Origin of the sequence: Aeromonas sp. R5-1 (genome assembly GCF_040908265.1) — a bacterium.
Classification (GTDB): Bacteria; Pseudomonadota; Gammaproteobacteria; order Enterobacterales; family Aeromonadaceae; genus Aeromonas; species Aeromonas caviae.
The window spans coordinates 1-12,256 of sequence record NZ_JBFODJ010000121.1 but is presented as its reverse complement, the minus strand read 5'-3'; the positions used below and the strand labels follow the sequence as shown (position 1 = coordinate 12,256).

Genomic DNA, 12,256 nt, shown 5'->3' with positions numbered 1-12,256 from the left:
CATGTACAGGATCTTTAGCGCCAACCAATTGAAATAGATATAAAAAAGGCTTCGTTTGTGATCTAATTTTATCGCCAAACAAAATCAACACGCGCGAAGCCTATGACCATTATTAATGCTAATCACTATCTGGAGCAACTCCTGGCTCCCGCCGCACTCGAGCGCATTGCTCGGCTCTGCAAGTTTTGTCTGCGTCAGCGCGCCATTACCCCTGCCATGCTCGTACCTGCACTGTTGCGGGCCATGGGGGGCGACCAGGTCAATGACATTGCCAGCTTACACCGTCATTTCAATGCCTTGCAGCTGACGAAAGAGCATCAGGTTTCTTACAAACCGTTTCACAATCAGCTGCGTAAAGAGAGCTTTGCCCTGTTTATGAAAGCGCTGGTCGAACGGGCCATCGCCTTGCGTATCGACCATCAACTCAAAGCGGCCTCCCTCGGCGCGTTCAAGCAGGTGTTATTGCACGATGGCACCTCCTTCGCGGTGCACCGGCGTCTGGCGGCTGACTTTCCCGGCCGGTTCAAGACCATCAGTCCGGCGGCTATCGAGTGCCATATGACCATGTCTCTGTCGGAGCAGAGCCCACTGTGCATGAGTGTGTCTGCCGATACCGCAGGGGAGCGGCAATTTCTCCCTGAGGCTCACAAGCTGGCCAACTGCCTGCTGCTGGCTGACGCGGGTTACATTGACAGGGCCTGGTTTGAGCAGGTGAACGACGCTGGCGGATTTTATCTGGTGCGAGGAACGCAAAGCCTGAACCCCAAGATAATCCAGGCCTGGCGCGGTGATGGGCGGGAAGTGCCAAAACTGGCGGGACTGTCACTGAAAGAGGCAGGACGGCGGCGCTGTCGGGCCGAGGTGCTGGATATGGTGGTGAAGTCCGGCAAGGTCGAGTACCGCTTGATCCGACGCTGGTTTGCCGAGGAAAAGCGGTTCTGCTTGTGGATGACCAACCTGCCGCGAGCGGCATGGTCAGCAGAGCAGGTGATGAGCCTGTATCGCTGCCGTTGGCAGGTGGAGTTGTTATTTAAAGAGTGGAAATCGCACAACCGGCTCAAGGGGTTTGTGACGGGGGAGAAAGCCATCGCCGAGGGATTGGTGTGGACGAGTTTGCTGTCGCTGGTGATGAAAAGGCGGGTCGCGCAGAGTGTGATGACAGGGAAGCTATCGATGTTGAAAGCGTCAAAGAACAGTACGACATGGTGGTTGCCGCTATTGGAAGCAGTGGCCCATAGAGCGCTGACAGAAATAAGGGAAAGACTGGAATGGGCAGCTGATTATTTGGCCAAGAACGCTTGCCGAACCAAGCAGAGAAAATCGATACAGAACAGGACCTTGGAAGGAGTTTTAAAGGGACTCAACGCTTAAGGTCCTGTACATGAGAAATTACTAAACAGTATATTGATGATTCTAGAACATTAAAAAAAGGCGAAAGTATATTAAGTTCATGGAAGGGGGAGGATAAATGATTTTTATGTAAATGCGTCATGAACTTAAAACTTGTTTTGAGTTTATGACGCGTTGAGCAAGCCCCTAAAGTTTTAGGGGCGCGGTAGCCATAAGATATTAAAGTATAATTTAAATTATATTATCGCTTTAATATTTTTAATTATCTTATCACCTAATTGTCGAGTGTTCATCTTAGAACCAGCACTATTGATAGGGCTTACACTCAATTCTTTTGCTATTTTTATTAAAGTTGGTTTTGTTATTTTTTCGGATATTCCATCGGTCAATACTTCAATAGTACCATTTTCATATTGTCGTATTATATGATTTTTGTAGTAAACTTCCTCTCTGATTTCCATTTCAGATAGTGGTTTGATTTCTCTTGTTTTTGATGATTTTATTGCATTTTTGTCTCTTATCTTATTGCCTAATGGGTAAAGCAGTTTTTTACCATTTGTATCTCTTAATAATGGTAGTAGTTCTTCTTTTTTAGAGTCTACTAATATGTTTATTTCTAAATCTGTAGTGTTTATTTCTAAAATCACTATCCTATCAACATATGATAATGTTGATTTTGTAAATGATACGTGATTACTTGTAGTTATCGTTTTTACTGATATTCTCTCCCCCTCTGAACTAATTACATCATACCCATGCTGGTTATTTTCTAAAGCCATTTGGCCATATGTATACATAGCTGTATACAATTCACCAATTCTTCCCGTTAAATGGCTAAGTTCTTGGGCAGAAACACCCCATGATAATTCTTGTTGCAGCCATTCTAAAGATTTTCCTAATGATTGAATAATTTGGAATTGTGATAATGACATATTTTATTTCCTTATTTTTATTTTATTCAGTATCCGATCATCCGTGGCTTTTCCGACTACTTATTTTATGGGCAAACTCAAATGGTCTAACTATATCGTCTTTGTTGGCATCAAGATAATCAGACCACCACTGTAACATCAGCCTTCTCTCATCCAGATGTTCGGCAAGATGGATGTAAGCAGCGCGAACGTTGTTACGCTCCTGATGGCTCATCTGGCGTTCAACAGCATCTTTTGACCATAAGCCTGACTCAATCAAGGCACTACAGGCCATAGAACGGAAACCGTGACCACAAACTTCTGTTTTGGTGTCATAGCCCATTTTTCGTAAAGCGTTGTTGATCGTGTTTTCACTCATAGGCTTATCTGCATAGTGATCGCCCGTAAAAATAATTTTCGGATCTTTGCTGAGATTCTGGATCTCTTTCAGAATAGAGACGGCTTGTCGGCTCAATGGGACGAGATGAGGCGTTTTCATCTTGGAGCCACGGCTGGAGTGTTTCACTCCCAGAAGCTCCTCACGCTCTGCAGGAATGGTCCACAACGCATTTTTGAAATCAATTTCTGACCAGCGGGCAAAACGTAGTTCGCTGGAACGAACGAAAGTTAGCAAAGTTAGCTTAACAGCAAGACGGGTAAGCGGTCTTCCTCTGTAGCTCTCAACGCGGCTGAGAAGCTCTGTAATGCGTTCAAAAGGAAGAGCAGGACGATGAACCCTTTTTGCTGTTGCAATGGCTCCAGCTAAATCCTGAGCAGGATTACTCTCGATAAGACTGTTATGGACAGCATATCGCATGATTGCGGTGATACGTTGTTGTAGACGGGCTGCAATTTCGAGATGACCTGATTTTTCAGTCATCTTGATTGGCTGAAGCAGGTCACGGGTTTTGAGGTCAGTAATGTTTCGTTTACCAATGACAGGGAACACATGATTGGTCAGGCTGTTCATCACCCTTTCAGCATGTGTTTCTGACCATTTGATGTTGCTTGCATGCCAGTCTCTGGCAACGGCTTCAAAAGCCAGTGTGCCGCTTTGTTCAACTTTATCGGATTTTTTCTTTTCAGATGGGTCAATACCAGCAGCAATTAATCTTCTGGCATCATCACGGCGGTGACGTGCGTCGGCAAGTGATACAGCGGGGTAAACCCCCAGAGCCAGTAGCTTTTGCTTTCCTGCAAAGCGGTATTGCAGACGCCAGTACTTGGACCCATTCGGATGAATCAGAAGATGCATGCCGCTGCTGTCTGTGAGCTTTACAGGCTTATCGCCGGGTTTGGCATTTCTTACTTTGACATCAGTGAGAGCCATCATTCACCCCCTCTTTTGATGGTACAAATCGTATCGAACTAAAGATACCAACGAATATACCATCAAATGATGACGCTTGCCGATGAAAGTCAGATAGCGGTGGGAGAAGGGCTGGAGTCAATAATATGTTGACTTTAAAAGAAAAAATGGACGTCGATTGACGTCCATTTATAGAATAGTGGTGCCCGGACCCGGACTCTCACTACTTTTTCAACGCCGGGGCTGCACGCCAGTCGATCACAAGACAGATTCATACAAATCTTTATCAAGTGTCACATCAGTGTCACGGTCCGTCGGCATAGTGTGCCCTGTCCAAACAACAGGGTCTCTTGCCATGAAGGTGTTCAAGCAGTGGTCTCCCCGTCGAATTGCTCGCTATATCAAGAGCTTCCATCATGGAAGCTTCATGGTTGAAGCACTGGGGCGGTTTGAGTTTCAAGGGGGGATCATCGATGTGAAGCCGTTGAGCTGTCATCAGGCGCTGAGCCTGGCCCGGCAGATCAACCTGGCCGTGCGCGATCTGCGCACCACCACCCTGTTGCCGGGCTGACATACTCCTTTCTGTCTGTCGTCGACTTCCATGTACACATTTGCCCGCCGCTCATTCGAGCGTGCGGGCTGTTTTTCTGAAGGTTGTGCCCTGCCTCAGTGCTGCAGGATCTGGGAGAGGAAGAGCTTGGTCCGATCGGACTGGGGGTTGTCAAAGAACTGATCCGGCACGTTCTCTTCGATGATTTGCCCCCGGTCCATGAAGATCACCCTGTCCGCCACCTGCTTGGCAAACCCCATCTCGTGGGTGACGCAGAGCATGGTCATCCCCTCGTGGGCCAGCTCCACCATCACATCCAGCACCTCCCGCACCATCTCGGGATCCAGCGCAGACGTCGGCTCGTCAAACAGCATGACCTGGGGATTCATGCACAGACTGCGGGCGATGGCGACCCGCTGCTGCTGGCCACCGGAGAGCTGCCCCGGATACTTGAGCGCCTGTTCGGGGATCCGCACCCGGCGCAGGAAGTTCATGGCGATCTCCTCGGCCTCCTTGCGCGGCAACTGCTTGACCCAGATGGGCGCCAGGCAACAGTTCTCCAGCACGGTCAGATGGGGGAAGAGGTTGAAGTGCTGGAACACCATGCCCACCTCCCGGCGCACCGTCTCGATGTTCTTGAGATCCGAGGTCAGGGCCGTGCCCTTGACCAGGATGTCTCCGCTCTGGTGCTCTTCCAGCCGGTTGATGCAGCGGATCATGGTGGACTTGCCCGACCCCGATGGTCCGCAGATGACGATCTTCTCCCCTCTGCCCACCTGCAGGTTGATGTTGCGCAGCACGTGAAACTCACCGTACCACTTGTTGACCTCTTTCAGTTCGACAACTGCGTCCGTTTTCATATCAGAACGACTCCTAATGCTTGTGGCCCGTGTTGAGTTTGCGCTCCAGATAGATGGAGTAGCGGGACATGCCAAAACAGAACATCCAGAAGATCATGGCGATAAAGACATAAGCTTCGGTGGAATACCCCAGCCAGGCCGGATCCGCCAGGGCCACCTTGGAGATGGCCAGCAGATCGAACAGCCCGATGATCAGCACCAGGCTGGTGTCCTTGAACAGGGAAATAAAGGTGTTCACCAGGGAAGGAATGGTGATCTTGAGGGCCTGGGGCATGATGATGAAGCCCATCACCTTCCAGTAGGAGAGCCCGAGGGCATCCCCCGCCTCATATTGCCCCTTGGGGATCGCCTGCAGCCCCCCTCTCACCACCTCGGCCACATAGGCCGCCTGGAACAGGATGATGCCGATGAGCGCCCGCAGCAGCTTGTCGAGCTCCACCTCGGTACTCATGAACAGTGGCAGCATGACGGACGCCATGAAGAGCACAGTAATGAGCGGCACCGCCCGCCAGAACTCGATGTAGACGGTACAGAGGCTGGAGATGACCGGCATGTGGGAGCGGCGCCCCAGTGCCAGCAGGATGCCGAACGGCAGTGCTACGACTATGCCCACCACCGCCAGCACCAGGGTGAGCATCAGCCCGCCCCAGCGGTTCGTTTCCACCACCTCCAGCCCCGCTCCCCCATGGATGAGGAAGAAGGCGATGACAGGGAACACCAGCAGGGTGAAGAGCGCCAGCCACCCCTTGCGCGGGGTCTTTGGCCAGATGAGCAGGGCCAGCAGCGCCGCCAGACCGGCGAAGGTCAGGTTGATGCGCCAGTACTGATCAGCCGGGTAGAAGCCATAGAGATACTGCCCCAGCCGGCTCTCGATGAAGATCCAGCAGGCACCGCCCTGGACGCAGGCCTCGCGGCTGCTCCCCTGCCAGGTGGCCGAGAACAGCGCCCAGTCCAGTGCAGACCAGATGAGTGGCAGCAACAGATAGGCCAGCACCAGGGTCAGCAGGCCGTTCCACCAGTTGGGGAAAAGGTTCTGCCTGATCCAGGCGAGCGGCCCCCGACGGTGGTTGGGAGGCGGCAGCGCCTCCTGCAATTCATTCACGAACATGACAGCTCCCTAGCGCTCAACCAGCGTCATTCTGCGGTTGTAGATGTTCATCAGCACCGAGGTGGTGATACTGATGACGAGATAGACCCCCATGGTCATGGCGATGACCTCGATGGCCTGCCCTGTCTGGTTGAGAGTCGTCCCCATGAACACCGAGACCAGATCCGGGTAGCCGATGGCGGTCGCCAGGGAGGAGTTCTTGGTGAGGTTCAGATACTGGCTGGTCAAGGGAGGAATGATGACCCGCATGGCCTGGGGAATGATCACCAGCCGCAGCGTCTTGGTGGGCGAGAGCCCGAGGGCGGAAGCCGCCTCCGTCTGCCCCTTGCTGATGGCCAGGATGCCGGATCGCACTATCTCGGCGATGAAGGCCGCCGTATAGATGGTGAGCGCCAGCAAGAGGGCCGCGAGCTCCGGCAGCACCGTCAGCCCGCCCCGGAAGTTGAACCCCTGCAGCGCAGGCACGCTCCAGCTGAGCGGGCTGCCCGCCAGCAGGAAGGTGATGCCCGGGAGCAGCATGACCAGGGCGGCCACACAGCGCCAGAACGGGAAGATCCTGCCTGTCAGGGCCTGACGGCGGCGAGCCCAGCGGCCCAGCCCCCAGCTCAGCAGCACCGCGAGCACCAGTGCACAGAGCACGTAGCCGAATCCCTCTTCGAACAGGGGCTTGGGCAGATAGAAACCCCGCACGTTGAGGAAGGCGAGCCCGCCTATATCCACGCTCTGACGCGGGGAAGGCAGGGTACGCAGCACCGAGAAGTACCAGAAGAAGATCTGCAGCAGCAGCGGGATGTTGCGAAACGTCTCTATGTAGACGGCCGCTATCTTGGCCACCAGCCAGTTGCGCGACAGGCGCGCGACCCCGAGTGCGAACCCGAGCAGGGTGGCAAACAGAATGCCGAGCACGGAGACCAGCAGGGTGTTGAGCAGGCCCACCACAAAGGTGCGACCGAAGGTGTAGGTCTCGTCGTAGGGGATGAGGCTCTGCAAGATGCCGAAACCGGCCGTGTTGCCCAGAAAATCAAAGCCTGTGGTGATGCCACGGGTGGCCAGATTGGTCAGGGCATTGTTGACGATGTAGAACAGAAACCCGATAACCGCCGCGATGGCCAGGCACTGGAAGAGCAGCGCCCGCACCTTGGCGTCATACCACCAGCGGCCCTGTTCTTTCCTATGGTTTGATGCGTGTAACGCCATGAGGATGACTCCGACAAAGCCAGGGAAAACATGGGGGGCCAGGCCCCCCGGTGACTGTCGACTCAGCGGATGGGTGGCGCGTACATCAGACCGCCCTTGTTCCAGAGGGCATTGATGCCGCGATCAATCTTGAGGGGGGAGCCGGCACCGACGTTGCGATCGAAGGATTCACCGTAGTTGCCGACCTGTTTGACGATGTTGTAGGCCCATTTGTCATCCAGCCCCAGCACAGTCCCTTTGGGCTCTTCCAGCCCCAGCAGGCGACGGATGTCAGGGTTGGTGGACTTGAGCATCTCGTCCACGTTGGCACTGGTGACCCCGGCCTCCTCGGCATTGAGCATGGCGTTGAGGCTCCAGCGCACCACCTTGAACCACTGATCGTCACCCTGACGCACGGCTGGGCCCAGCGGCTCCTTGGAGATGACCTCCGGCAGCACCACGGCTTCCTCTGGCTTGGTGAGCTTGATCTTGAGGGCATAGAGCTGGGACTGATCCGAGGTCAGCACGTCACAGCGGCCGGCTTCGAAGCCCTTGACGGTCTGATCCGAGGTATCGAACACCACTGGGGTGTACTTCATGCCGCCATTGGCGCGGAAATAGTCGGCCAGGTTGAGCTCGGTGGTGGTACCGGACTGGATACAGACGGCGGCACCGTCAAGCTCCTTGGCGCTCTTGACCCCGAGGGACTGCTTGACCAGGAACCCCTGCCCGTCGTAGTAGTTCACCCCGGCGAACGTGAGGCCCAGCGACCCATCCCGGGTCAGGGTCCAGGTGGTGTTGCGCGAGAGCAGATCCACTTCCCCGGACTGCAGGGCGGTAAAGCGCTCCTTGGCGGTGAGGGAGACATACTTGACCTTGCTGGCGTCCCCCAGTACCGCGGCGGCCACGGCGCGGCACACGTCCACGTCGAGCCCGGTCCAGGTTCCCTTGGCATCCGGGTTGGAGAACCCGGGCAGGCCGTCACCGACCCCGCACTGCACGAATCCCTTCTTCTTGACGGCATCCAGCGTACCGTCCGCCCACGCATTGGCTGCCATCAGCGACAGCGCCATCACCATACCAGCCTTGTGTATCTGCTTCATGTCACTCTTCCCTGTGGTTTGATTCGAACAGGCATCAAAATCTAGCGAGATGCCATCGTTTCCCTGCTTTTTGGCAGCTTATCCAGCCGCAGAAAAACCTGTCAATCGGTGCAATCCGGCCCAACCATGGTGCAACAGAACAAAATATCTAAACGGGGGAATATGCACTCTCAGAATCAAAAGTAGACCCTTATTTGCCAAATAGCCTGCTGCTTAAAACCCTTCTTGGCATGAGGATTATTTTTCGAAAATAAATCGGCTGCACCGCATTGGGGCAGCCATTTCTGCTGACAACTGACTCATCAGATTCGGTTTTATGCCAAAAGCACCAGAGTGAGGCAGCATGACCCCATATGGAAAAATGGCGATAACAGGCAGGGGAAAGCAACAGAAAAAGAGGTAAAAGGCGGGGAAGTGGCGACCTTATCTCCCGCAGGCTGGGCTTCAGAAAACCAGGAGGTCATCCTCCCCGTGGGCCATCCACAATGTCGGTGATGACGCCGTTTTCGACGGTGACAAACTGCATGAATTCCCGCTTGCCGAAGTTGTAGGTCCAGCGCTCGGCATACTTGACCGTCACTCTCGCCCCGAAGCCGTTCTCCTCGAAGCGGGTGAGATCTTCCTTGAGCATCGGCTGGCCGCAGCGAACCAGCAGCTCTGCCGTGGTGTCTCCCTCGGTCAGCAAGGCGTTCTTGCAACGCAGGGTACCTGCCTGCACAGGCAAGGCCGCCACCAGCAACAACCACAGAACAGGTTTCATTTTGCACTCCATTTGAACAGCATGGTTCCCAGCGAGATGCACACCAGGGCGAACACCATGACCTGGCCCAGAGGGCCTGCCACCTCCTGCCATCCCGCCCCTTCCAGCATCACGGCGCGGGCTGCTTCGATGATCTGGCTGAGGGGCAGCCTGGCCGCAAGCTGCTGCAGCCAGGCGGGCGCGCCTTCTAGCGAGAACCAGACACCGGATAAAAACATCATGGGCAAGCTGATGAGATTGAGCAAACCGCTCGCCAGCTCCTCGTTCTGCAGGCGAGCGGCGATGAGCAGGCCAAGGGAGGCCATGGCCGTTCCTCCCGCCAGGGCGATCACCAGCAGCAGCCACCCCGACCCGATGAGGGGCACATCCAGCAACCAGTAGGCCGCGCAGAAGACCAGCAGGCTCACCACCAGGGTGATCAGCACCCGTGACAGCAACTGGGCGAAGAGAAACTCCAGCGCGCCGAGCGGCGTGGCTCGCAGCCGTTTCAGCACCCCGTTCTTGCGATAACGCACGATGACAAACCCGACCCCGAACAGGCCGGAGAACATCAGGTTCATGCCGATCACCCCGGGCAGCAGCCAGTCGCCGTAGCGAATGGCGCGCCCGCTCAGGGTCTCTCTTTGCAAGGGCCCCTGCACCGCCTGGCGCAGCAGATACTCGGCCATGGCCCCCTGAGGGGCGTCCGGATTTATCCAGTAACGCCCCCCGGCGGGTGAGAGCAGCAGGTCCAGCTGATGGTGACGGACCTTGAGCTGGCCTCTCGACGCCTCGTCATAGGGGATGATCTTGAGCAGCGGCACGGCGCGCAGCGGGGCATAGGTTGCGGGCAGTGCCCCCACCACCCCGATCTGCACCAGCGGTTTGGGCGGGCCGGAGAAGATGAGGGAGAAGCCGATGACCAGCAGGAGCGGGAAAAGCAGGTTCCACACCAGGGCCGCGCGATCGCGCACGAACTCGAGGGTGCGGGCATAGAAGAGCGCCCCGATGCGCTTGAGGGATCCCTTCATCGTCCACTCCCGGGATTGCATGTCGGCAAGGCGTACCACAGCCCGGAGGCCACGGTCAGACAGAACTCGGTCATCCCTCTCATGCGCCGCTCCGCAGGCTGTGGCCGGTCAGGTTCAGGAAGAGATCTTCCAGATTGGGGGAGCGCACCTGCATGCCGGTGAGCGGCACACCAAGATCCAGCAAGGCTGGCAACAGGGTCGCCACGTCGGGGCAACAGAGCTCCACCTGATCGCCGACCGGACGCAGGGGATAGCCGAGCCCAGCCAGGGCCGGGTGCCCCCCAAGGCGCACCAGCACGCCGTCGAAGTGTTGCGCCAGCAAGGCAGCCGGCGTATCCAGACTGAGCAGGTGGCCGTGATCGACGATGGCAATCAGATCGCACAGCTGCTGCGCTTCGTCCATGTAGTGGGTGGTGAGCACCACCGTCTTGCCCTGGGCCTTGATCGCCTCTATTCGCTGCCAGAAGTGGTGGCGCGCCTGGGGATCCAGTCCTGTGGTGGGCTCATCCAGAAACAGCAGTTCGGGATCCCCGAGCAGGGCCAGAGCCAGCAGCAGGCGCTGACGCTGGCCCCCCGAGAGCTTGCGACTGTCCCTGTCGATGAACTCGCCCAAGGCGCACAGATCGATGAGCAGCTCCCGTGGCAAGGGATTGGGGTAGAGGCTGGCGAACAGGCGCAGGGTATCGCGCACCGTCAGGAAATCCTGCAGCGCCGTGTGCTGGAACTGGATGCCGATGCGGGAGCGATAATCCGGGCCGCGCGGGGCGCCGTGAAACAGGATCTGGCCGCTGTCCGGGGTGAGGAGCCCCTCCAGCAATTCTATGGTCGTGGTCTTGCCCGCCCCGTTCGGGCCGAGCAGGCCGAAGCAGCTGCCGGCGGGAATGGCAAAACTGAGCCCGTCCACCGCCTTGACGCCGGGGAAGTGCTTGACGAGATCGACGACCTCGATGATGGCTGCCATGGCGTGTCTCCCTCACATGGCCGGAATGGACGACGCTCTGACTATATCCAAATCCCCGCCGTAGGCACATGGCCCGTTTGGGCGGTCCAAAAACAAACGGCGACCTCAGGGTCGCCGTTTGCATCACGCCAGCCGGATCACAGGATGTCCAGCAGCTCCACTTCGAATACCAGAGCGGAGTACGGCGGGATGGAGCCGGCGCCACGGGCACCGTAGGCCAGATCCTGCGGAATGTAGAGCTTCCACTTGGAGCCAACCGGCATCATCTGCAGCGCTTCCACCCAACCGGCGATCACGCCGGTCACTGGGAACTCGGCCGGTTGGCCGCGCGCAACGGAGCTGTCGAACACACCACCGTGGGTGAAGGTACCGTGGTAGTGCACGCGCACGGACTGACCGGCAACCGGCACGGCACCATTGCCTTCGACCATGACTTCATATTGCAGACCAGAGTCGGTGGTCTTCACTTCGGCGCGCTTGGCGTTGTCGGCCAGGAAGGCTTCGCCTTCGGCGGCAGCGGCCTTGGCGGCAGCTTCCTGCTCTTCCTGCATACGGGCGGTGATGACCTGGAAGGCATCGTTGATATCGTCACGGCTGACCGCGAACTCCAGACCGTTCAGGGCATCAGCCAGACCTTGTTGCAGGGCCGGGATATCCAGACCGGCGAAGGCTTGCTGAGCCAGTTGGTCGCCCATGTTGCGGCCGATGCCGTAGCTGGCCTTCTGTTCGATAGAGTCGTATTGGGACATTGAGAGGTTGCTCCGGGTCCTGATGGTAAAAGAGACGGGATGATAACAGACTTTTTTGCACCGTGCTGCCAAGACGCCCCTCAATTGCCCGCCGGTGGGAGACGCCTCACATCGGCCCCCTCATCCCCGCCCCTTCTCCCGCAAGGGGAGAAGGGAGCAAAACAGGGCACCATGCCGCCGCACAGTCTGTATCAGGCCCTGTCCAGCAACGCCCTCACCGCCGCGACCTTGGCCCCATCGGTGATGTTGACCCGGCCATCGTCCGAGGTGCCCATGTTGACGTCACAGAGAGAGGCACCATGGCGCCGCACAGTCTGTATCAGGCCCTGTCCAGCAGAGCCCGCACCGCCGCGACCTTGGCGCCGTCGGTGATGTTGACCCGGCCGTCGTCCGAGGTGCCCATGTTGAC

At 56.7% G+C, this 12,256-nt stretch carries 12 protein-coding genes and 2 pseudogenes; 2 read left to right on the top strand and 12 right to left on the bottom strand.

Features of this window, described 5'->3' with window-relative positions:
* The first annotated feature begins 102 nt into the window (after positions 1 to 102).
* Positions 103 to 1,371: an IS4-like element ISAeme3 family transposase gene (locus AB5Y64_RS16685; RefSeq protein ID WP_041205731.1), complete on the top strand. Its 1,269-nt coding sequence runs from the start codon at positions 103 to 105 to the stop codon at positions 1,369 to 1,371.
* A gap of 215 nt (positions 1,372 to 1,586) precedes the next feature.
* Here AB5Y64_RS16685 and AB5Y64_RS16680 read toward each other — a convergent pair whose 3' ends face one another.
* Entirely contained in the window at positions 1,587 to 2,282 is a 696-nt protein-coding gene (locus AB5Y64_RS16680; protein ID WP_279956348.1) for a hypothetical protein, read from the bottom strand.
* Between the two features lie 37 nt (positions 2,283 to 2,319).
* Positions 2,320 to 3,594, bottom strand: a complete 1,275-nt coding sequence (locus AB5Y64_RS16675; RefSeq protein WP_279956346.1) for an integrase arm-type DNA-binding domain-containing protein — start codon at positions 3,592 to 3,594, stop codon at positions 2,320 to 2,322.
* Between the two features lie 331 nt (positions 3,595 to 3,925).
* On the opposite strand from AB5Y64_RS16675, the gene AB5Y64_RS16670 reads away from it, so the two are divergent.
* Complete coding sequence (locus tag AB5Y64_RS16670) at positions 3,926 to 4,141, top strand: DUF1107 family protein (RefSeq protein WP_010673486.1); 216 nt, start codon at positions 3,926 to 3,928, stop codon at positions 4,139 to 4,141.
* A gap of 95 nt (positions 4,142 to 4,236) precedes the next feature.
* On the opposite strand, the gene AB5Y64_RS16665 is transcribed toward AB5Y64_RS16670, so the two are convergent.
* The 10 genes and pseudogenes from AB5Y64_RS16665 to AB5Y64_RS16620 form a co-directional block, all read right to left on the bottom strand.
* Entirely contained in the window at positions 4,237 to 4,980 is a 744-nt protein-coding gene (locus AB5Y64_RS16665) for an amino acid ABC transporter ATP-binding protein (RefSeq protein WP_010673485.1), read from the bottom strand.
* Between the two features lie 13 nt (positions 4,981 to 4,993).
* Positions 4,994 to 6,088: an amino acid ABC transporter permease gene (locus AB5Y64_RS16660; protein ID WP_103857885.1), complete on the bottom strand. Its 1,095-nt coding sequence runs from the start codon at positions 6,086 to 6,088 to the stop codon at positions 4,994 to 4,996.
* Between the two features lie 9 nt (positions 6,089 to 6,097).
* Positions 6,098 to 7,285: an amino acid ABC transporter permease gene (locus AB5Y64_RS16655; RefSeq protein WP_223937699.1), complete on the bottom strand. Its 1,188-nt coding sequence runs from the start codon at positions 7,283 to 7,285 to the stop codon at positions 6,098 to 6,100.
* Positions 7,286 to 7,347: 62 nt separating this feature from the next.
* Complete coding sequence (locus AB5Y64_RS16650) at positions 7,348 to 8,367, bottom strand: amino acid ABC transporter substrate-binding protein (RefSeq protein ID WP_010673482.1); 1,020 nt, start codon at positions 8,365 to 8,367, stop codon at positions 7,348 to 7,350.
* A 460-nt stretch (positions 8,368 to 8,827) separates the two neighbouring features.
* Positions 8,828 to 9,127: a DUF2845 domain-containing protein gene (locus AB5Y64_RS16645; RefSeq protein ID WP_103857887.1), complete on the bottom strand. Its 300-nt coding sequence runs from the start codon at positions 9,125 to 9,127 to the stop codon at positions 8,828 to 8,830.
* Positions 9,124 to 10,137, bottom strand: a complete 1,014-nt coding sequence (locus tag AB5Y64_RS16640; protein WP_103857888.1) for an ABC transporter permease — start codon at positions 10,135 to 10,137, stop codon at positions 9,124 to 9,126. Before AB5Y64_RS16640 ends, AB5Y64_RS16645 begins: the two co-directional genes overlap by 4 nt.
* A 79-nt stretch (positions 10,138 to 10,216) precedes the next feature.
* On the bottom strand, positions 10,217 to 11,098 hold the full coding sequence (locus tag AB5Y64_RS16635; RefSeq protein ID WP_161469727.1) for an ABC transporter ATP-binding protein: 882 nt from the start codon (positions 11,096 to 11,098) through the stop codon (positions 10,217 to 10,219).
* Positions 11,099 to 11,235: 137 nt separating this feature from the next.
* A complete protein-coding gene (locus AB5Y64_RS16630; RefSeq protein WP_010673478.1) occupies positions 11,236 to 11,847 on the bottom strand; it encodes an FKBP-type peptidyl-prolyl cis-trans isomerase in 612 nt (203 codons plus the stop codon).
* Positions 11,848 to 12,038: 191 nt separating this feature from the next.
* Positions 12,039 to 12,128, bottom strand: a pseudogene (locus AB5Y64_RS16625) (copper homeostasis protein CutC); the annotation flags it as partial.
* Between the two features lie 38 nt (positions 12,129 to 12,166).
* A pseudogene (locus tag AB5Y64_RS16620) lies at positions 12,167 to 12,256 on the bottom strand (copper homeostasis protein CutC); the annotation flags it as partial.

Coding starts and splice junctions, on each gene's coding strand:
- AB5Y64_RS16645 (WP_103857887.1), bottom strand. CDS start 9,127: ATGAAACCTGTTCTGTGGTTGTTGCTGGTGGCGGCCTTGCCTGTGCAG.
- AB5Y64_RS16650 (WP_010673482.1), bottom strand. CDS start 8,367: ATGAAGCAGATACACAAGGCTGGTATGGTGATGGCGCTGTCGCTGATG.
- AB5Y64_RS16635 (WP_161469727.1), bottom strand. CDS start 11,098: ATGGCAGCCATCATCGAGGTCGTCGATCTCGTCAAGCACTTCCCCGGC.
- AB5Y64_RS16680 (WP_279956348.1), bottom strand. CDS start 2,282: ATGTCATTATCACAATTCCAAATTATTCAATCATTAGGAAAATCTTTA.
- AB5Y64_RS16630 (WP_010673478.1), bottom strand. CDS start 11,847: ATGTCCCAATACGACTCTATCGAACAGAAGGCCAGCTACGGCATCGGC.
- AB5Y64_RS16660 (WP_103857885.1), bottom strand. CDS start 6,088: ATGTTCGTGAATGAATTGCAGGAGGCGCTGCCGCCTCCCAACCACCGT.
- AB5Y64_RS16675 (WP_279956346.1), bottom strand. CDS start 3,594: ATGATGGCTCTCACTGATGTCAAAGTAAGAAATGCCAAACCCGGCGAT.
- AB5Y64_RS16665 (WP_010673485.1), bottom strand. CDS start 4,980: ATGAAAACGGACGCAGTTGTCGAACTGAAAGAGGTCAACAAGTGGTAC.
- AB5Y64_RS16670 (WP_010673486.1), top strand. CDS start 3,926: ATGAAGGTGTTCAAGCAGTGGTCTCCCCGTCGAATTGCTCGCTATATC.
- AB5Y64_RS16685 (WP_041205731.1), top strand. CDS start 103: ATGACCATTATTAATGCTAATCACTATCTGGAGCAACTCCTGGCTCCC.
- AB5Y64_RS16655 (WP_223937699.1), bottom strand. CDS start 7,285: ATGGCGTTACACGCATCAAACCATAGGAAAGAACAGGGCCGCTGGTGG.
- AB5Y64_RS16640 (WP_103857888.1), bottom strand. CDS start 10,137: ATGAAGGGATCCCTCAAGCGCATCGGGGCGCTCTTCTATGCCCGCACC.